The organism is Aeromonas sp. ASNIH1 (assembly GCF_002934285.1).
Lineage (GTDB): Bacteria > Pseudomonadota > Gammaproteobacteria > Enterobacterales > Aeromonadaceae > Aeromonas > Aeromonas caviae.
On the sequence record NZ_CP026228.1, the window covers coordinates 1,128,002 to 1,154,285 of the forward strand.

General features: G+C 63.7%; 26 protein-coding genes and 1 pseudogene. 13 read left to right on the plus strand and 14 right to left on the minus strand.

What is annotated here, in order from left to right; translation table 11 throughout:
• Positions 1-33: 33 nt before the first annotated feature.
• The 5 genes from xerC to lptM all read right to left on the minus strand — a co-directional run bounded on the left by xerC (position 34) and on the right by lptM (position 4,128).
• Positions 34-1,011 (minus strand): tyrosine recombinase XerC, encoded by a 978-nt coding sequence (xerC, locus tag C2U37_RS05465; RefSeq protein ID WP_104451973.1) that lies wholly within the window; start codon positions 1,009-1,011, stop codon positions 34-36.
• On the minus strand, positions 1,004-1,684 hold the full coding sequence (locus tag C2U37_RS05470) for a DUF484 family protein (protein WP_041212252.1): 681 nt from the start codon (positions 1,682-1,684) through the stop codon (positions 1,004-1,006). The genes xerC and C2U37_RS05470 overlap by 8 nt, the downstream gene beginning before the upstream one ends.
• A gap of 79 nt (positions 1,685-1,763) precedes the next feature.
• A complete protein-coding gene (dapF, locus tag C2U37_RS05475) occupies positions 1,764-2,594 on the minus strand; it encodes a diaminopimelate epimerase (protein WP_029313578.1) in 831 nt (276 codons plus the stop codon).
• Positions 2,595-2,656: 62 nt separating this feature from the next.
• On the minus strand, positions 2,657-3,907 hold the full coding sequence (gene lysA / locus C2U37_RS05480; RefSeq protein WP_104451974.1) for a diaminopimelate decarboxylase: 1,251 nt from the start codon (positions 3,905-3,907) through the stop codon (positions 2,657-2,659).
• 20 nt (positions 3,908-3,927) lie between these two features.
• Entirely contained in the window at positions 3,928-4,128 is a 201-nt protein-coding gene (gene lptM / locus C2U37_RS05485) for an LPS translocon maturation chaperone LptM (protein WP_104451975.1), read from the minus strand.
• Positions 4,129-4,201: 73 nt separating this feature from the next.
• Between lptM and cyaY the strand changes: the two genes are divergently transcribed.
• Together cyaY and C2U37_RS05495 are read left to right on the plus strand one after the other, a co-directional pair.
• On the plus strand, positions 4,202-4,516 hold the full coding sequence (gene cyaY, locus C2U37_RS05490; RefSeq protein WP_010672698.1) for an iron donor protein CyaY: 315 nt from the start codon (positions 4,202-4,204) through the stop codon (positions 4,514-4,516).
• On the plus strand, positions 4,513-5,166 hold the full coding sequence (locus C2U37_RS05495; RefSeq protein ID WP_104451976.1) for an alpha/beta hydrolase: 654 nt from the start codon (positions 4,513-4,515) through the stop codon (positions 5,164-5,166). Before cyaY ends, C2U37_RS05495 begins: the two co-directional genes overlap by 4 nt.
• A gap of 187 nt (positions 5,167-5,353) precedes the next feature.
• On the opposite strand, the gene C2U37_RS05500 is transcribed toward C2U37_RS05495, so the two are convergent.
• A complete protein-coding gene (locus tag C2U37_RS05500; protein WP_042879398.1) occupies positions 5,354-7,873 on the minus strand; it encodes a class I adenylate cyclase in 2,520 nt (839 codons plus the stop codon).
• Between the two features lie 335 nt (positions 7,874-8,208).
• Here C2U37_RS05500 and C2U37_RS05505 point away from each other — a divergent pair, with 335 nt between their 5' ends.
• The 5 genes from C2U37_RS05505 (at position 8,209) to C2U37_RS05525 (ending at position 13,213) form a co-directional block, all read left to right on the plus strand.
• Positions 8,209-9,126 carry an IS5 family transposase gene (locus C2U37_RS05505; RefSeq protein WP_104451977.1) on the plus strand — a complete coding sequence of 306 codons (918 nt, stop codon included), beginning with the start codon at positions 8,209-8,211 and terminating at the stop codon, positions 9,124-9,126.
• Positions 9,127-9,255: 129 nt separating this feature from the next.
• Entirely contained in the window at positions 9,256-10,185 is a 930-nt protein-coding gene (hemC, locus tag C2U37_RS05510; protein ID WP_158656316.1) for a hydroxymethylbilane synthase, read from the plus strand.
• A gap of 46 nt (positions 10,186-10,231) precedes the next feature.
• A complete protein-coding gene (locus C2U37_RS05515; RefSeq protein ID WP_039039810.1) occupies positions 10,232-10,966 on the plus strand; it encodes a uroporphyrinogen-III synthase in 735 nt (244 codons plus the stop codon).
• Entirely contained in the window at positions 10,963-12,039 is a 1,077-nt protein-coding gene (locus C2U37_RS05520) for a uroporphyrinogen-III C-methyltransferase (RefSeq protein WP_104451979.1), read from the plus strand. The genes C2U37_RS05515 and C2U37_RS05520 overlap by 4 nt, the downstream gene beginning before the upstream one ends.
• 10 nt (positions 12,040-12,049) lie before the next feature.
• Complete coding sequence (locus C2U37_RS05525) at positions 12,050-13,213, plus strand: heme biosynthesis HemY N-terminal domain-containing protein (protein WP_045523022.1); 1,164 nt, start codon at positions 12,050-12,052, stop codon at positions 13,211-13,213.
• Between the two features lie 168 nt (positions 13,214-13,381).
• Here C2U37_RS05525 and C2U37_RS05530 read toward each other — a convergent pair whose 3' ends face one another.
• A complete protein-coding gene (locus C2U37_RS05530; protein WP_104451980.1) occupies positions 13,382-13,633 on the minus strand; it encodes a YkgJ family cysteine cluster protein in 252 nt (83 codons plus the stop codon).
• Positions 13,634-13,881: 248 nt separating this feature from the next.
• Positions 13,882-14,892: a class II fructose-bisphosphatase gene (gene glpX, locus C2U37_RS05535; RefSeq protein ID WP_039040467.1), complete on the minus strand. Its 1,011-nt coding sequence runs from the start codon at positions 14,890-14,892 to the stop codon at positions 13,882-13,884.
• 218 nt (positions 14,893-15,110) lie between these two features.
• Here glpX and C2U37_RS05540 point away from each other — a divergent pair, with 218 nt between their 5' ends.
• On the plus strand, positions 15,111-16,169 hold the full coding sequence (locus C2U37_RS05540; RefSeq protein WP_029313567.1) for a porin: 1,059 nt from the start codon (positions 15,111-15,113) through the stop codon (positions 16,167-16,169).
• Positions 16,170-16,228: 59 nt separating this feature from the next.
• Here C2U37_RS05540 and C2U37_RS05545 read toward each other — a convergent pair whose 3' ends face one another.
• Positions 16,229-16,966 carry a class I SAM-dependent methyltransferase gene (locus C2U37_RS05545; RefSeq protein ID WP_104451981.1) on the minus strand — a complete coding sequence of 246 codons (738 nt, stop codon included), beginning with the start codon at positions 16,964-16,966 and terminating at the stop codon, positions 16,229-16,231.
• A 470-nt stretch (positions 16,967-17,436) separates the two neighbouring features.
• Entirely contained in the window at positions 17,437-17,919 is a 483-nt protein-coding gene (locus C2U37_RS05550; RefSeq protein ID WP_041212247.1) for a GNAT family N-acetyltransferase, read from the minus strand.
• A 272-nt stretch (positions 17,920-18,191) separates the two neighbouring features.
• Between C2U37_RS05550 and C2U37_RS05555 the strand changes: the two genes are divergently transcribed.
• The 3 genes and pseudogenes from C2U37_RS05555 (at position 18,192) to C2U37_RS05565 (ending at position 22,135) form a co-directional block, all read left to right on the plus strand.
• Positions 18,192-20,234 (plus strand): TonB-dependent receptor, encoded by a 2,043-nt coding sequence (locus C2U37_RS05555; protein WP_104451982.1) that lies wholly within the window; start codon positions 18,192-18,194, stop codon positions 20,232-20,234.
• 65 nt (positions 20,235-20,299) lie between these two features.
• Positions 20,300-20,920 (plus strand): PepSY-associated TM helix domain-containing protein, encoded by a 621-nt coding sequence (locus C2U37_RS05560; RefSeq protein WP_181023106.1) that lies wholly within the window; start codon positions 20,300-20,302, stop codon positions 20,918-20,920.
• A gap of 176 nt (positions 20,921-21,096) precedes the next feature.
• A pseudogene (locus C2U37_RS05565) lies at positions 21,097-22,135 on the plus strand (acyltransferase).
• Here the strand turns inward: C2U37_RS05565 and C2U37_RS05570 are convergent.
• Positions 22,107-22,463 carry a winged helix-turn-helix transcriptional regulator gene (locus C2U37_RS05570; protein ID WP_042015355.1) on the minus strand — a complete coding sequence of 119 codons (357 nt, stop codon included), beginning with the start codon at positions 22,461-22,463 and terminating at the stop codon, positions 22,107-22,109. The pseudogene C2U37_RS05565 and the gene C2U37_RS05570 overlap by 29 nt on opposite strands.
• A 121-nt stretch (positions 22,464-22,584) precedes the next feature.
• On the opposite strand from C2U37_RS05570, the gene C2U37_RS05575 reads away from it, so the two are divergent.
• Entirely contained in the window at positions 22,585-22,890 is a 306-nt protein-coding gene (locus C2U37_RS05575) for a monooxygenase (protein WP_041212361.1), read from the plus strand.
• A gap of 12 nt (positions 22,891-22,902) precedes the next feature.
• Here the strand turns inward: C2U37_RS05575 and C2U37_RS05580 are convergent, their stop codons facing one another.
• Positions 22,903-23,517, minus strand: a complete 615-nt coding sequence (locus tag C2U37_RS05580) for an outer membrane beta-barrel protein (RefSeq protein WP_039040459.1) — start codon at positions 23,515-23,517, stop codon at positions 22,903-22,905.
• Positions 23,518-23,718: 201 nt separating this feature from the next.
• On the opposite strand from C2U37_RS05580, the gene C2U37_RS05585 reads away from it, so the two are divergent.
• Complete coding sequence (locus tag C2U37_RS05585; RefSeq protein WP_104451983.1) at positions 23,719-24,357, plus strand: exopolysaccharide biosynthesis protein; 639 nt, start codon at positions 23,719-23,721, stop codon at positions 24,355-24,357.
• A 63-nt stretch (positions 24,358-24,420) separates the two neighbouring features.
• Here the strand turns inward: C2U37_RS05585 and C2U37_RS05590 are convergent, their stop codons facing one another.
• Positions 24,421-25,311: a sensor domain-containing diguanylate cyclase gene (locus C2U37_RS05590; protein ID WP_104451984.1), complete on the minus strand. Its 891-nt coding sequence runs from the start codon at positions 25,309-25,311 to the stop codon at positions 24,421-24,423.
• Positions 25,312-25,638: 327 nt separating this feature from the next.
• Entirely contained in the window at positions 25,639-26,223 is a 585-nt protein-coding gene (locus C2U37_RS05595) for a hypothetical protein (RefSeq protein ID WP_010672673.1), read from the minus strand.
• Positions 26,224-26,284: the final 61 nt, after the last annotated feature.

Below are 26,284 nucleotides of genomic sequence, written 5' to 3' on the forward strand. Positions count from 1 at the left end.
GGAGATTGTCATCCCCGCAGATCGCACACCACATCACTCATCCTCCGGCGTTTCCGGATCCCGCTTCGCCCGCGGGTGGGCACTGTCATATACCTTGGCCAGATGCTGGAAGTCGAGGTGGGTATAGATCTGGGTGGTGGAGAGATCCGCATGCCCCAGCAGCTCCTGCACCGCCCGCAGGTCGCCGGAGGATTCCAGCATGTGGGTGGCGAAGCTGTGGCGCAGCTTGTGGGGGTGCACGTGGGCATTGAGAGCCTGCTTGTTGCCCCAGCCGTCGAGCCGCTCCTGTACCGAGCGGGCCGAGAGCCGCTGCCTGCGCTTGGAGACGAACAATGCCTCCCCCTCGTCACCGGCCAGCAGGGGGCGTACCTTGAGCCACTTGTGCAACCACTCCACCGCCATCCGCCCGATGGGCAGCACCCGCTCCCGCGAGCCCTTGCCGATCACCCTGAGCTGGCGCTCCTCGAGCTTCACGTCCGCGAGGTTGAGCCCCACCAGCTCGGCAAGGCGCAGGCCGGAGGAGTACATCAGCTCCATGATGGCGCGATCCCGCACCGCCAGCGGATCCTGCTCGTCGGTGATGTTGAGCAGCTGATACATCTCGTCCACGTCCAGGTTCTTGGGCAGGGGCCGCCCCTGCTTGGGGGTGACGATGCCCCGCGCCGGGTTGGCGGTGAGCCGCCCCTGGCGCACCTGCCAGTCGCAGAAGCTGCGCAGGGCCGACACCTTGGTGGCAAGGGAACGGGGCGCCAGCCCCCCCTTGTGCATCCGGGTCACCAGACTGCGCACCTGGCTCGCCTCGAGCCGGGCCCAGTCGTCGACCCCGAGCTTCACCAGCTCGGCGGTCATGGCTTCCAGGTGGGCCTGATAGTTGCTACGGGTGTGGGGGCTGAGCTGGCGCTCGACCCGCAGGTATTCGATAAAGGCGTCCAGCTCCTCCGCCAGTGCGACCGGCAGGGGGTCGGCGGCAGGGGGCGTCCTGGCAGGGGATCGGGTCGTTGCCTTAGCCACGGGCCAGCTCGGGCAGACGCAGTTGCAGCAGACGCCCCAGCTGACCCAGCAGCAGGGTGTCGTTGTGGGGGGTGAAGTGGCTGGGATCCGAGCTCGCGAAGGCCAGCACGCCGAGCTCCCCGAGCCGCATCAGGGCCACCGAGTTGACCAGCACATCATTGCCAAACAGCGCCTGCTTCTCGCTCTGGTTGAGGCGACCGAAATAGTAGTCCGTGCCGGGCAGGCGCTGGCCCAGCAGTTGTTCGAGCTGTTTGCCCTGCGCCAGGAAACGCTGCTCGGGGCCGCTCAGCTGGAAATGCCTGGGGTTGAGCCAGAGCCGCAGGCCGGTGAGTCGCAGCCGCTGGACGAAGGCCTTGCCCATCACGGCGCTCAGCTCGAACAGGGTCTGGCAGCCGTAGATCTCCCCGTAGAGATCCGCATAGACCCGGAAGATCCGCTCGTTCTCGCTGGCGACCCCCATCAGTTCGGTGATCTCCTGCTCCAGCTGCTCGATGCGCTCCCGCTGTCTGTCCAGCTGGCGCTCCACCAGGGAGATGGTGCCCTTTTGCCCATGGGGAATGCGGATCTTGTCCAGCATGGCCCCGTGACGCAGGAAAAACTCGGGATAACGGGCCAGGTACTCCAGCACTGTGGCTTCATCCACCAGTGATTCCTGCCGTTTGAGTTCGCTCATAACTTGGTTGATCCATCCGAAAAAGGGGCCAAGGGCCCCGATATGATCCGTTGATGGAGCGGGATCACCCGCTCCTTGTCTACAACTCTATCTGGCCGTCAAAGACGTGCTCGGCCGGCCCCGTCATGTAGACGGGCTGACCCGGTCCCTTCCAGGCGATGGTCAGCTTGCCACCCGGCAGGGTGACGGTGACCCGCTCCTTGAGCTTGCCCTGGCTGATGCCTATCACCACGGCCGCACAGGCCCCGGTCCCGCAGGCCAGGGTCTCCCCCACCCCGCGCTCGAAGACCCGCAGCTTGATCTCGCTGGCGTTGACCATCTCCATGAAGCCGACGTTGACCCGCTCGGGGAAGCGCTCGTGGCGCTCCATGATGGGTCCCAGGGTCTCCACCGGCGCATCGGCCACCGAGGGCACCTCGATGACGCAGTGAGGGTTGCCCATGGAGACGGCACCGCACATCACGGTGTGATCCTGGGCCCGCAGCAGATACGTCTTCTCCGCCTTCTGGGCACGGAACGGGATCTTGCCCGGCTCGAACTGGGGCACCCCCATGTTGACCGTGACCTGGTTCTCCCCTTCCAGCTGCAGAGTGATGCGGCCTCGGGCGGTGCTGACCGCGATGCGATCCCGGTTGACCAGCCCCTTGAGACGCACGAAACGGGCGAAGCAACGGGCCCCGTTGCCGCACTGTTCCACCTCGCTGCCGTCGGCATTGAAGATGCGGTAATGGAAGTCGAGCTCGGGGTCATAGGGCGGCTCCACCAGCAACAGCTGGTCGAAGCCGATACCGAAGTGACGATCCGCCAGCTTCTTGATGATGTCGTTGCTGAAGAACACCTTCTGGGTGACACCATCCACCACCATGAAGTCGTTACCGAGGCCGTGCATTTTGGAAAACTCAATCAACATCGCGCGTTCCTGTCTCACCGTTAATCACGCTCTCACATGGAGGAACGCTGAAAATCCATCCATCACGGCAGCAGGTGCTCGCCACGCCAGAGATCCGCCAACTGCTCCCGCTCACGGATGAGGTGGGCCTGGTTGCCGTCCACCAGCACCTCGGCCGCACGGGGTCGGGTGTTGTAGTTGGAGGACATGGTAAAGCCGTAGGCCCCGGCGGAGCGCACCGCCAGCAGGGAGCCCTCGGCAATCGCCAGGGTACGCTCCTTGCCGAGGAAGTCGCCGGTCTCGCACACCGGGCCCACCACGTCATAGAGTGCCTTCTCGTGGGTCGCGCGGCTGTCCACCTCGATGATGTTCATCCAGGCGCCGTAGAGGGAGGGGCGCAGCAGATCGTTCATGCCGGCGTCGATCAGGGCGAAGTTGCGGGTCTCGCCGGGTTTGAGGAACTCGACCCGGGTCAACAGCACACCGGCGTTGGCGACGATGGCGCGGCCCGGTTCGAACAAGAGGGTCAGATCCCGGCCCGCCAGCTTCTGCTTGAGCGCCTCGGCATACTCGGTTGGGTGCGGCGGCTGCTCGGCGCCGTAGTTGACCCCCAGACCGCCGCCCACGTCCAGGTGATGGATGTGGATGCCTTCCGCCGCCAGCTCGTCGATGAGCTTGAGCAGCTTGTCCGCCGCCTCCATAAAGGGATTCAATTCAGTGAGTTGCGAGCCGATGTGGCAATCCACCCCCTTGATCTCGATGTGGGCCATGGCCGCCGCCTTGCGGTAGATGGCGGGCGCCTGTTCGATGGGGATGCCGAACTTGTTCTGCTTGAGGCCGGTGGAGATATAGGGGTGCGTGCCCGCGTCGATGTCCGGGTTGACCCGCACCGAGACCCGCGCCTTTTTGCCCATGCTGCCTGCGACCCGGTTCAGGCGCTCCAGCTCGGCTTCGGACTCCAGGTTGAAGCAGAGGATCTCTTTTTCCAGCGCAAGGCGCATCTCGGCTTCGCTCTTGGCGACGCCGGAGAAGACCACCTTGGCCGGATCACCGCCCGCCGCCAGCACCCGGGACAGCTCGCCGCCGGAGACGATGTCAAAGCCCGAACCAAGGCGTGCCAGCAGATTGAGCAGGGCCAGGTTGGAGTTGGCCTTGACCGCGTAGCAGATCAGGTGGGGAATGTCGCCAGCCGCCTGGTCGAAGGCATGCCAGTGGCGTTCCAGGGTGGCGCGGGAGTAGACATAGAGCGGAGTGCCGTACTGGTCGGCAAGCTGTTGCAGGGGAAGCTGTTCGGCCTGAAGCTGACCGTCTGCGTCGTAGTTAAAGTGATCCAAGGGGGCGGTTCCTTCCTAGATTATTGCGGCGCGGCCTCTGAGGCCGGTGTAGCGGTCGCAGGCGAGGCGGCTCGCGGTGTACTCTCTGTCTTGGGCTGTGTCTGCTCTGCAGGTGCGGGCTGTTCGGCCGGCGGCATGTAGAGCGGCCCCGTCAGGCCACAGGCGGCCAACCCGAGCGACAGCGACGCGGCAAACAGGCACTTGGTGAACTGGGTAATCATAATGGTTCGCTGCGAAAAAATTTTTGGCCCTCTATAATCGCACTCACATTGTTAAAAGCAACAGGATAAACCGATGAAGGATCACGAGTATCACGCCCTGACCGACGCCTTTTTCCAGTATGTGGAAGACACCATCGACGAGGGGTATCCGGATATCGACTGCGAACGCGCCGGCGGGGTGCTGACCTTGAGCTTCGAGAACAAGACCAAGGTCATCATCAACAAGCAGGAGCCCCTGCACCAGATCTGGGTCGCCACCCGGGAGAACGGCTTCCACTTCGAGCTGCGCGGTGACAGCTGGATCGACAACCGCTTCGGCGACGAGCTCAAGGCCCTGCTGACCCGGGCCTGCACCACCCAGGCCGGCGAGCCCGTGGTCTTCTCATGACGGATCTGCATCCCGAAGGTGCCCGCCATGCGGTGATCTGGCTGCACGGGCTGGGGGACTCCGGCGCCGGCCTTGCCCCCCTGGTGGAGGCACTGGCCCTGCCCGCCGACCTGCCCGTCCGCCATCTGCTGCCCGATGCGCCCGAGCGCCCCATCACCATCAACATGGGCTACAGGATGCGCGGCTGGTACGACATCAAGAGCTTCGAGGATCCGGCGGATCGCGCCGTAGAGTCCCATGTCAGGGAGTCAGCGGCCCGTATCGCCTCGCTGATCGAACAGTTGGTGGCCGAGGGTTTCGCCCCCGAGCGTATCGTGCTGGCCGGCTTCTCCCAGGGGGGCGTCATCGCCTCTTTCACCGCCCTGCGCCATCCGGTGCCACTGGCAGGCCTGCTCTGCATGTCCACCTACCTGGCTGCGCCCAACACCCTGCCCGGCGAGATGAGCGAGGCGGCCCGCGCCCTGCCCATCTGCTACATGCACGGCATCTATGACGACGTGGTGAACCTCTCCATGGGCTGGGACGCCAAGAATCGGCTGGAAGCAGCGGGACTCAGCCCCGAGTGGCACGAATACCCCATGCGCCACGAGATCTGCCGCCCCCAGCTGGGCGACATTCGCAGCTGGTTGCTGGCCCGCCTCGGTGCCTGATTGTCGGATCACGGGTAAGACAACGGCCTGCATCAGCAGGCCGTTTGCTTTCATCCCTGACGGCGATGCTCGACGGCATCCCCCACTGGCCGCGGCCCCCTCCACACCAGATTCCCGCACCACGGATACGACAACGGCCTGCATCATGCAGGCCGTTTGCCATCTTGCCGGTGCGGTTATTAGCGTATCATCCTACCTCCCGCGCCGCTCCTGGGGTGTCCCGCTGCGGGCTCTGGCTGCGGTAGGGGATCACATCGAGTTTGTCACCCACCTGCACGATTTCGTAGTACTGGGGCAGGTTGAAGTTGCTGAACTGACCCGCATTGCTGAATCGCTCGTGACCCGAGGTGTAGAACCGGTTCACCCCCTGTACCAGTTCGTCCTTGTTGCCGGCGAAGTGCTGGTAGATCTCCACCCGATTCGCCTCGTCCAGGATATAGATGTTGGTGCCTGCATCCCGGGTATCGAAGAAGAACTGCACCAGCCCTTCGCTGGCGTAGGCGTCGACGATGCCGGGCAGGTGCTGGCTGTGAGTCTTGTCGAGGCGCAGCGGCAGGTGATCCAGCTTGTTGTGGGAGATGTGGCGGTAGAAGTCGATGGCGTTTTCCAGCTTCTTGACCGACACCCCGCGCCGCTCGAAGAAGATGCCGTACTTCTCCTTGCCGAGCGCCAGCGTCTTGACCAGCTGCTGCTTGTCCCGGGCCAGGCGCAACTCGATGCATTCAGCCACAAGCTGCTGGAAGCGGGTGCGCACCAGGGAGCGGAAGTGCTGGCTGTAGCAGAACACCTCGATCATCTCGGGGGCCGCAGCGTCCTGGTGCATCTTGCCGAGGATGGTGGTGAGGGCGTCCACCACGGCTTCCTCCCCCTCGAAGTGCAGGGTGCGGATCTCGCTCCAGGAGTTGCGATAGACGAGATCCACGGATCCCACCAGACACTCCTGGTTGCGACCGAACGAGAAGACATCGGCGGCGTTGGCATCGAACTCGATCACCTGCCCCACCCAGTGGCTGGACGGGTCCGTCTCCAGGTTCAGGAAGATAGAGAGCTGGCGGATCTCGCACGGCCGGCTCAGGGCCAGGTTGGTCGCGCGGGGATACTTGACCGGGAAGGTGCCGGAGAGATCGCGACAGAACTGATGCAGGTTGTCGATGTGCAGATCCGAGCCCTGGTTGAACAGGTGCACCCGGGACTGGGGCGTCAGCAGGCCGTTGAAATAGGCCCAGGCCACCAGCTTGCTGATGTAGCCGTTATATTCGAGCGGCGCCCGGCCAATGATGTCGGCGGGTTCGAGGGAATGCTTGTAGAGATACCAGCCGGCGCGATTCAGGCGGCCGTGGGGTACCTGTACCAGGCTGAGATCCGGCTCGCCGAGATCCGGCGCAATCTTGAGGTTGATGCGCTGCACCTTGCCCGGCAGGCTCTCGAATGCGGCATAGAGCTTGCGCGACAGGATGCCGATGTCTTCCGGGTTGATGGACTCGCTGATGTTGTTGCGCCGGGCGAACTGGATGAGATTGCGGTAGCTCTGCATCAGAGCCTCCAGCAACTCGGCGTAGGCCACCTTGACGTCCTCGACCTTCCACTCCTGGCGGTGATCAAGGTGGTAAAGGCGCTCCGGACTCCAGCCCCAGTAGGCTACCAGCTGGGCCATCTGCTCCCGGCGCCAGTCCGGGGAGTGATCTTCCTTGGGATGGCTCAGCCCGTCGCACACCTTCAGATAGAAGCAGCGACGCACCAGATCGAGGCGCTGCATGTCGCCGATGGACTTGAGGTAGTTGGTCACCTTGTCCAGCATCAGGCAGTAGTTGTCGAGGCGGTAGTGCATCCCCTCGTTGTGCTGGAACCAGTCGCGACTGGTCACCGACAGCAGCCGGGTGTTGGGATACTCGTGGGAGTAGGCCTCCATCAGCACCGACTTGAGCACCGCCTTGTAGGGGGAGTCGATCCCCTTGTAGAGCTGCCACAGGGCGGAGCCGAAATACTCCTCGGCAGGAATGCGATCAAAGCCCCCCAGATCGAGCCAGTCATCCTGGCTCAACTTGCCGTGGGCAAACAGGCCGTTGACGTAGTCGTCGTAGTGATCGTCATATTCGGCCGGCACCAGATACCAGAGCAGCCGCTTGCCGGCGATGTGCATGGCGCTGCGGTAGAACTCGTCGAGCAGCAGCAGGTGCTGGGCGCTGCCGCAGCTCTCCCCCTGCATCTGGGCATCGTTGCGCTGACGGAACTTGTCTTCGGGGATCAGGAAGAAGTTGAGATCGACCCCCCGCTGCTCCGCCCACATGGAGAGGTGCTGGCACTTCTGTTCCAGCAGGGCGAGGCGCTCGCTCGACAGACCAGCCACATGACAGACCCAGATGTCGAGATCCGAGTGGCAGCACTGACCGATGGAGGAGGTGCTCCCCATGGAGTAGAGGCCCTGAATGGACTTGTCGTGGGTACTGAGACCGCCCTGGCAGTTGGCGTTCTGGCAGAGATCCTGGATGAAGGCCTGCTGGGCCTCGTTGGCGACAAAACTCCAGATACCATGAGGCACATCCCCTGCCACATAACCGGGCAACAGGGGGTGATTGAAGTGCAGCATGACAGGCAGCAAGTGGAAAACCTGCTGCCCGTAGCGACTCATGAGATCCAGCGCTCGTTGCGTCTTGAGACGATTGAGTTCGTCGTAGCGCGCCACCAGCGTGTCGAGTTTAACCAGCAATGCCCTACCTATGGGGAAGATAAATGACGCACCAAAACGGGGAGACGTCAAAAAAGTGTGATCATGTTAACAATGCAAACAGCAGTGGTAAACAAGCCCGCACACAATCACCGGATTATTTCTGACCCCGTTCGTAACGGTATCAGCGGAAAGCAATAAAATTGCTTATTTTCAATAACTTAAAATCAATTACTGGCTGAGTGAAAATAATTTTCAGCCCCCGTTTTTGAGCTTGGCCCCGCTTTTGCGGGCTGCGCCGGCGTTGTTTCCTAAATCCGGGAACTATCCGGCCACTCGGTGATCTGATCTCTTAGGTCAACTGCAGGGAGCGTCAGATGGGCAAGTCCAAGCACAAGATCAGTAACTGGAAACAGTACAACCAAGCCTTGGTGCAACGCGGTTCGCTAACCATCTGGATGACTGAGCAAGCCATCAAGCACTGGCATTGCCAGACCCATCATGGCCGCCGGGGACGTGGCTTTCACTACAGCGATAGCGCCATCGAGACCGCGCTGATGCTCAAGGGCGTGTTCAAGCTGCCACTGCGCGCCTTGGAGGGGTTCATTAACTCGCTGTTCAAACTGATGCAGGTTCCCTTGCAGTCGCCGGACTACAGTTGCATCAGCAAGCGCGCCAAGACGGTAGAGATCAAGTACCGCCTGCCCAGCCAAGGCCCGGTTGCTCACTTGGTGATTGATGCCACCGGCCTCAAGGTCTACGGCGAAGGCGAATGGAAAATTCACAAGCACGGCAAGGAGAAACGGCGCCTTTGGCGCAAACTCCATCTGGCCGTGGATGCTGCCAGCCATGCCATCGTCGCGGCCGAAGTCAGCCTCGACACGGTGGCCGATAACGAGGTGCTGCCGACATTGCTCAATCCCTTGCGGCGCAAGATCGAACAAATCAGTGCCGACGGCGCTTATGACACCAAAGAGTGTCACGCCCTGCTGAAGAAGAAGGGAGCCAAGGCCACCATCCCGCCGAGAAAGAACGCCGCGCTGTGGGAGGAAGGTCATCCCCGCAACGAAGCCGTCAAAGCGCTGAAAGCCGGTGAGCTGGAACAATGGAAAAAGGACTCCGGCTATCATCAGCGTTCGAAGGCCGAAACCGCCATGTATCGCTTCAAGCAGCTCATCGGACCGAAACTGAGCCTGCGGGATTACAACGCCCAAGTGGGGGAAATCCTGGCCGGAGTCAAAGTCATGAACAAGGTCATTGGCCTTGGTATGCCTGTTCGGCAGCCCATCAATTAAGCGAGGCGAACCGCCTGGGGACAGGCTGTCCCCCCTCTGATTTGATCAACATCGCCGGCTGCGCCATGAAAGCCCCTGCAAAGGGTGGTAAGATCGTTTTCCTCTCAAAAGATGAAACAACTGATTGATATGGCAGCCCGAACCCTGAGAATTGCCACTCGAAAGAGCCCACTGGCCCTGTGGCAGGCCAATTTTGTGAAAGATCGGCTGGAGGCACTCCATCCGGATCTGCAGGTCGAACTGGTGCCCATGAGCACCCAGGGTGACAAGATCCTCGACACCCCCCTCGCCAAGGTCGGCGGCAAGGGGTTGTTCGTCAAGGAACTGGAGACTGCCATGCTGGAAGGGCGTGCCGACATCGCTGTCCACTCCATGAAAGACGTACCTGTGGAGTTCCCCGACGGACTCGGCCTGCACACCATCTGTGAGCGCGAAGACCCGCGTGATGCCTTTGTTTCCAACTATTTCAACCAGATAGACGAGCTGCCTCAAGGGGCCGTGGTCGGCACCTCCAGCCTGCGCCGTCAGTGCCAGCTGCGCGCTGCGCGCCCTGATCTCGTGATCCGCGACCTGCGGGGCAACGTCAACACCCGCCTCGCCAAGCTGGATGCCGGTGATTATGACGCCATCATCCTGGCCGCCGCCGGCCTGAAACGACTGGAGATGGCCCATCGCATCGCCGCCTTCATCGAGCCCGAGCAGAGCCTGCCCGCCAACGGCCAGGGGGCGGTCGGCATCGAATGCCGCCTCGACGATCACGAGCTGCACGCCCTGCTGGCGCCGCTCGAACACCCCGAGACCCGCATCCGGGTGCTGACCGAGCGCGCCATGAACCGCGCCCTGCAAGGGGGCTGTCAGGTGCCCATCGGGGCCTATGCCCTGGTACAGGGAGAAGAAGTATGGCTGCGTGGCCTGGTGGGCAGCCCGGACGGTGCCCGCGTCATTCGCGACGAGATCCGCGGCCCCCTGGCAGAGGGCGAGGCACTGGGCCACACCCTGGCCCAGCGCCTGCTGGCCGCCGGCGCCGACGTTATCCTGGCCGAGGTCTACCGGGCATGAGTGCAGTACGGACCGGTTCGCGGTCATCTGCCCGGAGCGCCGCCTGATGGTCCCCCTGGTGGTGCGCCCGGCCGCCCAGGCCAACCAGCTGGTGCAGATGCTGCACCAGCTGGGTCATGCACCGCTCTGCTGTCCGTTGCTGGAAACCCGGCCGGGATGCGACCTCCCTCACCTGGGTGACATGCTGCGGGAGGCGGACCTCGTTATCGCCGTCAGCATGCATGCCGTTCATTTTGCACATCATTTTCTGTTGCAAACTGGTCAGACCTGGCCACATATTGATTACTTTGCAGTCGGTCAGGCGAGTGCGGATGCCTTCGCCGAGGCGGGCATCCAGGCCCTGTGCCCGGCCGATCCCCGCAGTGAAGGGCTGCTGGCCCTGCCGGCGCTGCAAGGGGTGAGTGGCCGCCGGGTGCTGATCCTGCGCGGCAACGACGGGCGGGATCTCATCGCCCGGACGCTGGCCTCACGGGGCGCACTGGTGCACTATTGTGCCACCTATGAGCGCCACTACCCCGATCTTGACGGGGACGCATTGACCCGCCACTGGCAGGCAGCCGGGCTCGACAGCCTGCTCATCACCAGTGGCGAATTGTTGCAGCGGTTGCTGGCCCTGGTGCCCGGCCCGCAGCACCCCTGGCTTTATGACCGCCTGCTGGTGGTGCCCAGTCCCCGGGTGGCCGAGATGGCAGAAGGGGCTGGTTTTACCCGTATCGTGATTGCCCAAGGTGCATCCAACCAGGCTCTGGTGGCCGCCCTGGAACTGAGGAAGATGGAATGACTGAACAGCAAGAAGTCCAGCCGAGTGCCGCGGCCACCGTGGCCGACAACAACAAGCCCACTCCCGGAACGACAGGGAGCAAGAAGGGCAGCTCTGGCACCGTGCTTGGCGGCATCGCCATCCTGCTGGCCCTGGGGCTGGCCGGTGGTCTCTATGTGCACGGACACCAGAACGCCGTTGCCCAGCAGGCCGAACTGGTAGCCCTCAAGCAGCAACTGGCCGACGCCATGACCAGGATTGAGCAGGGCAGCAGCAAGGATGCCGAACAGATCGGTGCCCTCGGCAAGAGCCAGCAGCAGTTGCAGGAGGCGCTGGACGCCTTGCAGACCAAGGTGCTGGATCTGGACGACAAGCGCCCCAATGACTGGATGTTGGCCGAATCCGAATACCTGGTGCGCATGGCGGGCCGCAAGCTGTGGCTCGAACACGACATCGTCTCCGCCATCACATTGCTCGGCAACGCCGACGAGCGCATCAAGGCGCTCAACGACCCCAGCCTGATGCCCATTCGCAAGGCGCTGGCGGAAGACATCGCCAAGCTCAAGGGGATGCCGCGGGTCGATCGCGAAGGGTTGACCCTGAAGCTGGCCGCCCTCTCGGACCAGATCGAGCTGCTGCCCCTCTCCACCGTCAGCATGCCGGAAGCCAAGAGCGAGCCCGACCAGACCGTCAGCACCAACCCGGACGAGTGGCAGAGCAACCTGAAGAAGAACTGGGTCAAGTTCACCGAAAACTTCATCACCATCCGTCGCCGCGATGGCGCCGTGGAAGCCCTGCTCTCCCCACAGCAGGAGATCTTCCTGCGGGAGAACCTCAAGACCAAGCTGCTGCAGGCCCAGCTCGCCGTCTATCGTGAACAGCAGTCCCTCTATGTCGACAGCCTGGAGAAGGCCCAGCGCTGGCTGACCCAGTATTTCGATGCCGACAACAGCGCCACCCAGTACATGCAGTCCGAGCTCGACAAGCTCAAAGGCGAGCAGATCCAGTTTGACTACCCGGATCAGTTCAAGACCCAGACCATGCTGGAACAGGTGCTGACCGAACGCCTGCAACGCATCCTGGCCGGCAACTGAGGAGGAGACCATGATTCGTCTGATCGTCATAGTCGCCGTGATGGTGGCGGGCCTCATCTTCGGGCCCGAAGCCTCCGGCAACAAGGGCTATGTGCTCATCTCGCTGGGCAACTACACGGTGGAATCCTCAGTCACCAGCGCGGTGATCCTGGCGGTGCTGTTCTACGGCGCCCTGCTCATCGTGGAATGGGTGCTGGCCCGCCTGTTCGGCCTGCGCCGCAAGACCCAGGGCTGGTTCGGTTCCCGCCGCCGCCGCAAGGCCAACCTGCAAACCGTCAATGCCACCCTGGCCATGGCAGAGGGGCACTACAACCAGGCCGAGAAGCTCCTCATCAAGGGCGCAGACAACAGCGACACCCCGCTGCTCAACTACCTGAGCGCCGCCCGGGTGGCCCAGGCCCGGGGCGATGACGTGCGCCGGGATCACTACCTGCAGAAAGCTCAGGAAGAGAACCCCAAGGCAGAGCTGGCACTGACCCTGATCCAGACCCAGTTGCAGATTGAGCAGGGCCAGTACGACAGCGCCCTCGGTCGCCTCGAGTCCATCTATGCCCTCAACCCGCGCCACCCCATGGTGCTGGATCAGCTGCGTCAGGTGTATCTGGCCCGTGAAGACTGGGCGGCCCTCATCGATCTCGCCCCTGCCCTGCGCAAGGTGGGCAAGCTGACCGCTCAGCAGGAAGAGACCCTGCTGCACCAGGCGTGGTGCGGTCGTCTGGAGGCCGCCAGCGGCTCCCTCGACACCCTGCGCACGGTCTGGCAGGGTCTGCCCCGCAAACAGCGCCAGGATCCCGTGCTGCTGGCCAGTTACGGGGATCGCCTGCGCCGATTGGGGGCCGATGCCGAAGCCGCCGATCTCTGGCTGGAGGCCCTGCGCAAGGATCCCTCCCCCGAGCTGTTCGCCCGCCTGCCCAAGCTCAAACTGGACGACTACCAGCCCATGCTGACCCTGCTCAGAAAGATCCAGGATCAACCGGGCGCCGAAGCGGCGCTGGCCCGGGTCTGCCTGCTGGCCGGTCAACTGGACGACGCCCAGCGGCTGCTGGAGCAGGAAGTGGCGAAGGCGCCGGATGCCGCCCTCTACCACGCCCTCGGCCAGGTGATGGACAAGCGCCGCCTGACCAACAAGGCCAACGAGTACTACCGCCAGGCATTGCAGCTGGCCGACATCTGACGCCCGTTCGTCGCGAAATAAAAAGAGGCCGCAATTGCGGCCTCTTTTTATTGGGATTGTTTATTGCCATTGTTCCGAATGGTGGCTCTCTTCTCCCCTTGCGGGAGAAGGGGGCGGGGATGAGGAGGACAAGCAGACACCCTTTCCCCGAGGGAGAGGGTCAAGGGCTCAGACGGTCAGCCGCTCCAGCTCGCCGATAAGCCAGATGGCCTCCTGGCGATGGGAGCCGCACACGTCCGCCATGGGGCGAAAGCCGCCGCACACCGCCGGGCGCTCCGGCTGGCCGAAGATCTTGCACCCCAGGTGCGCATCGAGCTGCACACAGGGCACACCGGCGGGCTTGCCGTCCGGCATGCCGGGAATGGCACTGCTGATGCTGGGGGCGATGCAGCAGGCACCGCATCCCTGACGACATTCCATGTGATTTTTCCTCTGTGGGGCACCGCAGTGTAGCAAGGAGTCCGGTTTCTCCTAAGCCTTATCCCTGCCCGGGCATCCTGGCGCCCTGCAGAGCGCAAAAAGCCCGGCAGTGCCGGGCTTTTTGCTGCGGGAGTCAGCACATCACAGGATGATGTCCCGTACCACGCTGTCTTTGCGATCCAGGAAGTGGATCGACTTGATACGACGGCATGAGAGTACGTGACTTGCCGCCACCGCCATCCTCCTGCTTACAGGATGATGTCGCGTACCACGCTGTCTTTGCGATCCAGGAAGTGGATCGACTTGATACGACGGATGGTGCGCGATTTACCGCGGATCAGCAGGGTCTCGGTGGTCGCCATGACGCCGTCGCTGGTGATCCCTTCCAGCAGATCACCCTTGGTGATGCCGGTGGCCGAGAAGATGACGTTGTCATTCTTGGCCAGATCTTCGAGCTTGAGCACCTTGCTCACGTCGATGCCCAGCTCCTCGCAGCGCGCGATCTCCTGTTCACCCAGGGCGCGAACCTCGGGGCTGTCACCCTTGACCTGGTGGCGGGGGATCAGGCGAGCCTGCATGTCGCCGTCCAGGGCGCGGATCACCGCGGCGGAGATCACCCCTTCCGGCGCGCCACCGATGCCGTAGAGCATGTCCACTTCGCTGTCCGGCAGACAGGTGAGGATGGAGGCGGCCACGTCGCCGTCGGGAATGGCGAACACCCGCACTCCCAGGCCCTGCATCTCCTTGATCGCCTTGTCATGACGCGGCTTGGCCAGGGTGATGACGGTCAGACGGGAGAGGGGCTTGCCGAGCGCCTTGGCCACGGCCTTGAGGTTCAGCTCCAGGGCCTGATCGAGATCGATGGCGCCTCTCGCCTTGGGGCCCACGATCAGCTTTTCCATGTACATGTCGGGGGCCTTGAGGAAGGATCCCTTGTCGCCCACCGCCAGCACGGCCAGAGCATTGGCCTGACCCATGGCAGTCATGCGGGTCCCCTCGATGGGGTCGACCGCGATGTCCACGGCGTCGCCCTGACCCGTGCCCACCTTCTCGCCGATGTAGAGCATGGGGGCTTCGTCGATCTCCCCTTCGCCGATCACAATCTCGCCATCGATCTGGATCTGATTGAGGATGTGACGCATGGCCGCCACGGCCGCGCCATCGGCGATATTCTTGTCACCACGTCCGAGCCACTTGTAGCCAGCCAGTGCAGCCGCTTCCGTCACTCGGGAAAATTCGATTGCCAGTTCACGTCTCATCGCATATCCAACCTTAGGAGCTCGAAAACGGGCGGCATTCTACCACAAGGGCAAACCTTTGCGCGTAAAAGTGGCGACCAGCCACATAAATCCCGGTTTTCATCCCGCTGACATGGAACCGACACGGTTTGTTCATTGCACGGTCACCCGACTGTCATCTGTCACTTCTAGCATGGCCCCGTCTTTTAAAACAAAAGCTTGCAACACAAGGGATCATGATGAAAAAGCTGACAGTAGTAGCATTGGCTCTTACCGCCGCCTTCCAGGCTCAAGCCGTTGAAGTGTACAAAAACGAGAGCACCCTGCTCGACCTCTACGGCCGCATCTACGCCGGCCAGTTCTTCGGCGAGAAGAAAGAGCTGGACGCCAACGGTGACATCAAAAACGAATACAGCGACAAGCAGGGGGCCAACCAGTTTGTCCGTCTGGGCGCCAAGGTAGAGAGCGAGATCAACCCGGGTCTCAAGGCGCTGGCCCAGTACGAACTGCAGATGTACATCAACGACAGCGAGAAGACCGTCAGCGAGAACTCCGACAACCTGCGTACCCGTCTGGCGTTCGCCGGTGTCGGCGCCAACTGGGGAACCGTCACCTTCGGTCGCCAGAAGGGGGCTCCTGGCTTCCTGGCGGACTGGACTGATGTCTCCCTCTCCGATGGTTACGGCAACGAGGCACTGGGCGCCAAGACCGACACCTTCGCCACCAACCGCGCCGGCTCCGTGCTGAAGTACTCCGGCCTGTTCAACGGTTTCCAGGTAGATACCAGCTACAAGTTCGATGGCGGTGACACCGAAGAGACCTCCAGCAAGGACAGCGATGCCGCCTACGGTGCCGCCGTGGCCTACACCTTCCCGTTCAACCTCTCCCTGGGGACCGCCTACAACGTGGGCATCCGCGACAAGAGCGGTGAAGAGGATGCCAAGCTGTGGCTGCTCTCCGCCAAGTACGACAACAAGGCCCTCTACGCCGCCCTGAGCTATGCCGACGGCAGCGACTTCCTGGCCACCGGCAAGGATCACACCGGCTGGGAAGGGGCGCTGGGTTACAACTTCGAGAGCGGCTTCGGCCTGATGGCCCTGTGGAACAAGCAGAAGGTGGAGCAGGCTGGCAAGTCTGACTACGACTCCATCGACTACTACACCCTGGGTGCCCAGTACAAGTTCAACAAGAACCTGCGCGTCATCGGCGAGTACCGCATCAACAACCTCGACAGCCATGACAGCGGCAAGCTCAACACCAAGGATGACTTCCAGCTGGCGGCCCGCTACGACTTCTAAGTCGGCAACCACCTGACGACACGGCGCGCAGAGCACTCTGCGCGCCGTTTTTTATTGCGTCAGGCCAGGGGTTTGTACGCCGACACCAGCAACAGCATGGGGCGCTCCGCCTCCTCCGCCAGGGCCGGGTTGGCCGCAATCTGCGCCGCCGTCGGCCCCCACTCCTCCACGCGGCGGATCTGGAACCCGGCGGCGACAAGGGCATTGAGGTAGGTGCCCAGGGTGCGGTGATACTTGATCACCCCCTCCGCCAGCCAGTTGCTGACCCGCTTGCCCTCCGCCTGATAGCCGTTGATGGGCCAGGAGCGGCGTCCCTCTGCATCCACCAGCCAGCCCTGCGGCTGCGGGCAGGTGAAGATGGGGTGCTCCACCGAGAACACCAGGCTGCCGCCAGCCACCAGCGCACGGTGGATCTCCGCAAACAGCGGCGCCACCTCGGGCAGGTAGTGCAGCGCCAAGGAGCTGTAAATGAGATCGAAAGGCTCATCGGACAGCGCAAGACCGTCCAGATCCCCCTGCCGATAGCGGATGGCCTCATCCCGGGTCAGCTCGGCGGCACGGACCAGCATCTTCGCGGAGAGATCGATACCGACCACATCGGCAGCCCCGAGATCTCTGGCTGCCCGGCAGAACCAGCCATAACCGCAGCCCAGATCCAGCACCCGCTTGCCGGCAAGATCCGGCAGCATGGCGTGCAGCGCCGGCCACTCCGGCGCCCCCGCCAGCCCGTGGAGGGAGCGTGGCAGTTGGGCATAGCCCTCAAAAAACCCTGGTTCGTCATAGATATTTTGTGACATTGCACTGTTTCCTCTTGAAGATGGTCAGCCTCTCTGGCCGACGACCCGGCCCTTGCCAAGCATACCCGTCGGTCATGACAGACCATAAAAAAAGCAGAGACCCGGGCGGGCCTCTGCTCTGTCTCGCACCCGCAGCCTGGCTGCGGGACAACAAAAAAGGCCATAGACGAGGCAACGTCTATGGCCTTGGTTCAGTCGTGCGGCAAGGTCACGGCTCCCGCGAGGTAGCGAGATCCGGTCGTCACTGCACGATGAATGGATGGGAGGTCTGGGCCTCCACCGGCTCCGGACAATGCTTCATCGTGCGCATCTGTACGGAGTTCATTCGGGTCACTCGCTGATCCGAAGCATAAAGGGTCATGTCACTCACCCGGCCGGGCCGGTTCCATCAACACATTGAAAAATCTGGTGCCACTCTAGGGGACAGGAGTCTCAGAGGCAAGCCCGGCAGATCATGTTTGCCGACTCTCTCACCCCAGCTTCTTCTGCCAGAACATAGCCCGGCCCACCTCGGGATCGAGCTCATAACCCGCAAAGCCGCTGGCGCGATAGGCAGCCTGGGCCACCTTGTTCCCCTCCAGCACCTCCAGGGTCAGCTTGCAGCAACCGAGCTCCCGGGCGAGCCGCTCCGCCTCCGCCAACAGCTGCTTGCCGATGCCCTGGCCGCGATGGGCAGGGTGCACCGCCACGTCGTGGATATTGAGCAGCGGCTGACAGGCGAAGGTCGAAAAACCCTCGAAGCAGGTGGCAACGCCAGCGGGCTCCCCATCGACCCAGGCCAGCAGCACATGAGCACCGGGTCGCGCGGCCAGGGCTTCGGCCAGATTCGCCTTCACCTCGTCCGCCAGTGCACTGCCGCCCCCCATCTCGTCCCTGGCGTATTCGTCCAGCATCGCGATCAGCGCCTCGCCGTGGCGAGGGTTGTGCAGATCCGCCCTGATGATCTCGACCATGTTTCTCTCCCTGTGTGTTCCGGATGGTGCGCCAAGGCGCGAGGCCACCATGGTAGCGTCCCCTCCGAACCGAACCAAGGTTCCCCCGGCCTTTTCCCCGAGGTTCCAGCCCCCTCAATGCCTGCCCGCCAATGATCTCTTTTTCTTGCATCTTCTCCTTGCAAGGCAAATGAAAATCAATATCATTAGCAACCTCTCGCAATGAGAGAAATCAATAATTACAAATAAATCAACAAGTTCAGGCCGATTGGTCGACAAAGAGTCACACCCAGATGAACCATTCCATCCCCCCGCGCGCCTTGCTGGGCGTCGCCTTGCTGGCGGTTTGCACCAGCCCCCGTGCCGAAGACGAAACCCTGACCGTGGTCGGCAAACGCAGCCAACATGAAGAGGTCGCCACCGCGACCCGTACCGCCACCCCGGCCAAGCTGGTGCCCCAGAGCATCGAGAGCGTCAAGGCAAGCGAGCTGACCGCCTTCGGCCAGCCCACCCTGAGTGAAGCCCTGACCGGCATCCCCGGCGTCAACGCCAGCGGCGACACCCGCTTTGACGGCGTCACCATCCGCGGTTTCAGCGCCAGCAACGACTTCTACCTCGACGGCCTGCGCGACGACATGCAATACACCCGCGACCTTGGCAACATCGAACGGGTCGAAGTGCTCAAGGGCCCCGCCGCCGTGCTCTACGGCCGTGGCAGCACGGGCGGCATCGTCAACCGGGTCAGCAAGGTTCCCCAGAAAGGGCAGGCCTCCAGCGTCAGCGCCCAGGTCGGCAGCTTCGACAGCCGGCGCTTCGCCGCCGACCTCAACGGCGAGGCAGGAGAGCGGGTACAGGTGCGCCTGAACCTGGCCCAGGAAGACAAAGACAGCTTTCGCGACGACGTGACCAGCAAGCGCACCCTGCTGGCCCCCTCCGTCAACTGGGAGATCACCGACACCCTGAACTGGCTGGTGCAATACGAGCGCAACGAGCACGATCGCACCCCGGATCGCGGCATTCCCGGCGTCGATGGTCGTCCGGCGGATGTCCCCATCGAGAGCGTCTACAGCGACACCCGCCGCGACTTCATCGACGATGTGGCCCAGTCCACCCGCTCCCGCTTCACTTGGGACATCAACGATCAGTGGCAACTGCGCCAGCAGCTCGGCTACACCACCCTCGACAGCCAGTTCGACAATACCTATGTCACCAGCGTCAAGGGTGACAAGGTGACCCGCGCCCGCTGGCAGCAGGATCTCAAGGCCAGCAGCCTCACCAGCAACACCGAGGCGGAAGGCCAGCTGCAAACCGGTCCCATCGCCCATCGTCTGCTGGTGGGCCTGGAGCAGGGCTGGCAGGATCGCACCCCCAAGCTCTACCAGAACGCCAGCCCGATCCCGGCAGGCAACCTCTATGATCCGGGCTCCCTGCCCACCTACGACGGCGCCATGAAACTCTCCAGCGACGCCCATCACAGGGTGCGCGGTGTCGGCCTCTATGTGCAGGATCAACTCAGCCTGGGCGACTGGCACCTGCTGGCAGGCCTGCGCCGCGACGACTTCACCGTCACCAGCCGCCGCAACGACCTCGACAAGGAAGAGATCCTCTCGGTCACCAGCCTGAGTCCGCGCCTAGGCCTGGTGTGGAACCCCATCGAGGAGCATGCCTTCTACACCTCCTACAGCAAGACCTTCACCCCGGTGGGCGGTGAGCTTATCGGCATCACCCCGGGGGACAAGAACAACAACCTGGATCCCCAGCACACCCGGCTCTATGAAGGGGGCGTGAAGAGCGACTGGCTGAACGGCCGCCTCGCCACCACCCTCTCCCTCTACCGACTGGAGATGTACAACAAGCGCAGCAAGGATCCGCTGGATCCCACTAAGGTGATCCTCACCGGTCTGCAGCGCACCGACGGCATCGAGCTGAGCGCCCGTGCCCAGCTGACCGACGAGATCTATCTGCGCGGCGGCGTCGCCATCCAGGATGCCGAGCAGGTCAAGGCAGACGCGGACCTGCAAGGCAAGCGACCGATGAACGTCTCCCGCCAGAACGGCCAGCTGTTCGCCGGCTACCAGAGCGGCAAGCAGGGCTGGTTCGGCGAGACCGGGATGACGGCGGTGGGGGATCGCTTCGCCGACAACGCCAACACCACCACCTTGCCCGGTTACGCCCGCTTCGACGCCCGTGCCGGCTACCGCTGGCTCCAGTGGGAAGCCCAGCTGAGCGTGGAGAACCTGACCGATCACGACTACTTCGTCAGCGCCACCAGCGCGGCCCAGATCATGCCGGGCACGCCCCGTCAGCTGCACCTGACCGCCGCCTACCGCTTCTGATCCTCCCTGTTTACCGACCCCTCTGGCCAGCGTTCGCTGGCCAGATTGTTATGAAGCACCGAACGATGACACGCAGAAAACTCCCCCTGCACAACAACAAGTGGGTGCGCCGCATCCACGCCTGGGCCGGCTTTGCCACCCTCACCCTGATGCTGCTCTACGGCCTCACCGGCCTCTGGCTGCAACACAGGGCCGTGCTGCCCCTGCCCGGTCCCCACACCGCCAAATCGAGCGAAGAGATAGTACTGAGCACGCCGCTGGCCAGCCCGGATGAATTGAAAGCCCTGCTGCAACAGCGTTATGCAGACATGTTCGAGGAGGGGCGACCCCAGATCACCCCGCCCCAGACCCTGCCCACACCATCCGGCGCCCTCACCCTGCCGGCCCGCTGGGAGCTGCGCGGTGTCACCCTCAGCCAGAGCGTGGCCGCCAGCTATGTGGAAGGCACTCTGCTGGTGCGCACCGAGCTGCAGCAGGCCAACTTCGCTGCCAGCCTCAACCGGCTGCACCGTGGCATGGGCACCGGCCTGCCCTGGCAACTGGTGGGCGATCTGGCGGCCCTGGCCATGCTGCTGCTGGCCCTCACCAGCCTGCTGATGTGGAACAAGCTGCACGGCCCCGCCGGTCGCGGCATCGCCCTGCTGCTGCTGGGCGCCCTGGTCACCGTGCTGGTGGCCCTGCTCTAGCCCTTTTACCGACACCAAAACGGGATCCTGCTCCCGGCGGCGGTAACCTTGCCCGCACCTGGGGTAACAAAGGGTAACCGGCCTCCGATGGGGGTCACAATTGGCGACCAGGCGGCTGGATAGGGAGCACCTGCGGCTGATAGGGTGCGCCCAGCTCCCGAACGCCACGAGGAATCATGCGCATCTCCAGCATCGAATGCGGGCGAGTGGTGGCCATCCTGGCCGTGATGACCATCCATCTCTCCCCTTTCAGCAACCCCTTCGACCCCGCCCTGTGGGACGGCACGCCCTACCCTCTGGTCGGGGCCGTCATCAACCAGCTCTGCCGCTTCGCGGTGCCGCTGTTCTTCCTGTGCGCCGGTTACTTCTTGCAGCCCGCCCTCACCGCAGGCCACCCGCTGACGGTCGCACTGCGCTACTGCCGACCCCTGCTGGGGCTCTGGCTGGCGTGGAGCCTGCTCTACGTGCTGATACCCTTCAACCCGCTCGCGGCGGTGAGCGAGGGCTACCTGCCCGCCATGGCAGGCCAGTGGCAGATGCAGCTCGGGGATCCGCTCAACGTCTGGTGGGTGGGCGGCATGATCCACCTCTGGTTCCTGCCCGCCCTGATGGTGGCAGTGCTGATCCTGGGGCTATGCCAGCAGGTCCGCCTGCCGAGGCTGGCCCTGCTGCTGGGGGCCCTGCTCTACGCCCTGGCCCTGATCGGCGGCTCCTATGGCCCGCTGCTGCCGGGGGGGCGAGTGGGCCCTGCTGACCCGCAACGGCCCCTTCTTCTCCCTGCTGTTCGTGGCGCTTGGCGCCGAGCTGCGCCTGCGTGCCTGGCAGCCGGACGCCAGGCGCTGCGCCCTGATGATGATGGCGGGGATGGGGCTCTACGCCCTGGAGGCCGCAGGGCTGCTGCGCGCTGCCGCCGTGCCCCTCAATCGCCACGACTACCTGCTGGGTTCGCTTCCCTGGGCGCTGGGGCTGTTCGGCCTGCTGCTGGCCAACCCCGGCTGGGGCCAGGGCAGCTGGCTCGAGCGCCAGGCCCCCAAGGTGCTCGGCCTCTACTGTCTGCACATGATGCTGGTGGTGTGGCTGATGATCTTCGGCCCCCAGGGCAAGCAGGTGTGGTGGGAACTCCTCAAGGTACCCGCGCTGCTGGCGCTCACTCTGCTCGGCTACCGACTGCTGGCGGCCACCGCCCTCAGCCGCTGGTTGCTGCGGGCTCGCTAGAAACAGGACCCTGACCAGCCAGCAGATCAACGTGGTTCAGCGCAAAATCGTGCATCTGTTGAAGCAGGGGGATCAGGGCGACGCCAAGGGGGCTCAGGCTGTACTCCACCCTGGGCGGTACGTCGGGGTAGAGGGTGCGGATGATGACACCGTCGCTCTCCAGCTCCTTGAGCTGGGCGGTGAGCACCTTCTGGCTCACCTCGGGCAGGCAGCGGCGCAGGTCGCCAAAACGCAGGGTCTGTTCGCGCAGATGAAACAGAATGGCCGGCTTCCATTTGCCGGTCAGCAGGCGCAATACCTGATAGGCGGGACAGGGCAGTGAGGGCACGGTATGGCTCGTGAGTGGTTACTTTGCGGTAACTATGCCACGAAAATGTGCCTTCTTGCAGCCAAGATGCGGGCTTCCTATGATGCGGATTCCGCCAATCAACGCCCACGAGAGGTTTATCATGCCCAGCCTGCTGCAGATCCATTTCAACTTCCCCGCCCAGATGATGGGACCGGCCCTCACTGCTGCGGCCATGCCGCTGGCCGACTCCATCACCCGGGAGCCCGGCTTCATCTCCAAGATCTGGACCGAGAACCCGCGCACCGGCGAGGCGGGCGGCATCTATCTGTTCGAGGATGAGGGGAGCGCCCTCGCCTACGCCACCATGCATGAGCAGCGGGTGCTCGCCATGGGCGCCAGCGCGGTGCAGTACAAGGTGTTCGACGTCAACGAGCCCCTCAGCCGCGTCACCAAGGGCATCGCCTAGTCCGAGCGGGGCTCAGAACCTCAGGGTCAAGCCGATATTGGCCTGCCACTGGGTGATCAGCTCCCCTCGCACCCGAAAGGCGCAGATCTCGGGGTTGCAGAGAAACTGGCTGTCGTCGTTGACCAGGGCACCATAACCGCGCACCTCGGCCCGCACAGCCAGATGTTCGGTCAGGCGCGGCTGCACCCCGAGGGCCAGGGACATGGAAGGGGCCGTCTCGCTGTCGTAGGCATCGAAGCGGGTGACCCCGATCCCGGCACCGATATAGGGGGCCATCAGGTGGTCAGAGAGGGTCAGGGCCCCGGCAAACTGCAGGGTGTCCACCGTCAGCCTGTCGGGTAGTTCGGGGGACACCCGGGTCGACTGGTGGCTGTAGAGCAGCTCCACCATGCCGGGGTCATCCACCTCCCTGCTGATGAAGAGCCCCCAGCTGCCGGAGCGCTCCCCTTGCAGGGTGTCGATGTCGCTCCCGTGCGGCGTGGGGGCCGGCTCGTCCATGGCCCGAAAGTCGATGGCCGAGCTGTATCCCGCAAAGGGAGTCAGCTGCCAGCCCGTCGCCGGGGGCTCGGCTGCCCAGCCCGCCAGGGGCAGCAGCAACCCCGGCACCATCCCCATCGCTCCTCTCATGTGCTCATCCTTTGGTGAAAAGACCTGCGCAAAGCATATCAGAGCGCCCGTCTCCCACACTGGACGGGGGCTGTACCAGCCCCGTTGCCCCGCTCCCGATGGAAAAATCTGTGATCCCCGGGGTTATTCATCCGGGATTAACCTCGCCCCCGTAAGCTGACGGCGCCACAGCGGTGGCATCAACAGACGAGGATCTCAGGAATGGTTGCCGCGCAACTCAACGACCCCAAAAGCACGCTCTCCGATACCCTGAGGGCCACCGCCCACGCCATCGAGGAGAGCCACATCAGCCTGCGCCAGATGCTGGCCCTGGTGGGCGAGCAGGGCATGCTGCTGTTTTGCGTGCTGCTCACCGTGCCCTTCCTGCTGCCGGTCTCCATCCCCGGCGTCAGCACGCCCTTTGGCCTGCTGATCCTCTTCATCGGCACCGGCATCACCCTCAACCGGGTGCCCTGGCTGCCCGCCGTCCTGATGGAGCGCCGCTTCGCCGCCGAGCACATCAAGCCGGCCCTGCACAAGGGGGCCGACCTGCTGGCCCGCATCGATCGCCTGATCCGGCCGCGCCTGCTGATCCTGACCGGCAGTTACGCCATCAATCGCTGCAACGGCCTGCTGATCATGCTGGCGGCCCTGCTGCTGATGCTGCCGCTGGGCGCCATTCCCTTCACCAACGCCATGCCCGCCTGGGCCATCCTGCTGCTGGCCGTCGGCATGCTGCAGCGGGACGGTCTCTTCGTCGCCCTCGGCTATGCTCTGGTCGCCGCCACCCTGGTCTGGTTCAGCTCCCTGGCCATCGGCCTGCTGATGGCGGGGCAGAATATCTCGACCCTGTTTGGCTGATCTGGCCAGGCCAAATGAAAGAGGGCGACCCCGGGTCGCCCTCTTTCCTGTTCACTGCGCCCCTCAGGGTGCCCCATCGTGGGCCACCCGGTTGCGCCCGCCCCGCTTGGCCCGATAGAGCCACTCGTCCGCCCGGGCCAGCACGGTGCCAAGATCCTCTCCCGGCCGGATCAGGGTGGTGCCCAGGCTCACGGTCACGGGGGCGGGATCCGGCGCCATGGCCGCCACTGCGGCGCGGATCCGCTCCGCCACCTTCAGCAATATCCCCTCGTCTATCTGCGGCAGCAGGATCAGAAACTCCTCGCCACCGCTGCGCACGAAGAGATCCTCCCCCCGCAACTGGGCGGAGACGCACTCGCAGACCCGGCACAGGACCTTGTCACCGGTCTGGTGGCCGAAGCGATCGTTGATCTGCTTGAAGTGATCGAGATCCAGCATGATGAGGCCGGTGAGATGCTGCCCCTGTACCCTGTGGTGATACTGGTCGAAGAAAAAGTGGCGGTTGTAGAGGCCGGTGAGCTGATCCGTCTCCCCGAGCCGCTTGAGCCGCTGTTGCAGCTCGTACTGGCGGGTGATGCTGCGGGTCACCCAGGCCACCGCCCGCTTCCCCTCATATAAAGAGGGCAAGGGCGCTATCTTGCCCTCGAAACGCTGCATTCCCTGGGGCCCGGCGTCGGCGTCGATGCCGTCCACCTCGGCGGGGGAGAGGTCGTACTCCACCACCTGCACCTGGCCGCTGGCGAGGGCCTGAGCCACCTGCGCCATCACCCACTGCGCCTTGTCCTCGGGCAGCACGTCCAGCAGTTGTCTGCCGATCAGCGGGTTGCCGTTCTGGTAGGACTGCTGCTCCATCCCGCCGATGTACTCGATGTAGTAGCCATCTTCGCTGAGGATGAAAACGGGATCCGGCAACTGGGCCATCACTTCGTAGAGTTGTGCCACTGAGAGCGCCATCCGAGCTCCTTGCTATCCGTGGGAGTGGGTCCCTGTACTCCTGTTATACAAGACTCATGGAGTATCGCACAGGGGCAGAAAGTTGCCTGCAGGGCGGGAAGGATGCGGTCGGTGACGTGTTCACCGGACAAGCCTCCGGCAAAGTGAATGGTAGCAATCGGGGATGCTGTCAGAACCAGGGTTGTCAGACAGTCAGGAAGGTTTTTTGCCCTCAGGCAGTGCGACATCTCAACCCCTGTGACGTCAGGAGCGCCACAGGGGCATTCCCGCCCCCGGACAAGGGGGGCAAGGCCGGATCCCGGTCAATAGGGATCCGGCGAGCCGGCATCAGCGGGCAGCGGATCGACTGGCGTTCCAGAGCAGTTCGCCGCTCTTGAGATCCATCAGGCTCATGGCGAGCCGGTAGCGGCCCCCTTCAGAGAGGAGATCCCCGTAGAGCATGTAACCCGCCCCGGTCTGGCGACCCAGGCGCACCAGGGAGGCGGGGTTCATGCCCCCCTGCTGGTATTCGAGCTGACCCGTGATGGCCGCCACCTGGCCCGGGTCTGCGAAACGAAAGCCGCTATTGGCCTGAATGCGCTGGATCATGGCCACCGCCAGGGGCTGGGTGCTGAAGGGCTCACCTGTACCGTTCTGGGGCGCCATCAGCAGCAGTACCGGGCTGCTGCCCGCCAGTGCCTGCACATCGGCGGCCTTCAGGAAGTCATCGGCCAGGGCGACCGCCAGCCCCGTCGGTGCCACGGGTTTGGGAGCAGGCACCGGCTCGGCCTTGTCAGGCTCGGCCACGGGTTTCTCTGGTTTGGTCACCGGCTTGTCCGGCTCGCCGACCGGCGCAGGCGTCCCCCCATAGGGATTGACCGCACATCCGCCCAGCAGCAGGGCACCCACCATCAACAAGGAACGCAGCTTCATCTTTTCTCTCCGCCAGAAGTGTGCAAGGCGCACTTCGTCCATCATCCATTTTGACGGAGCC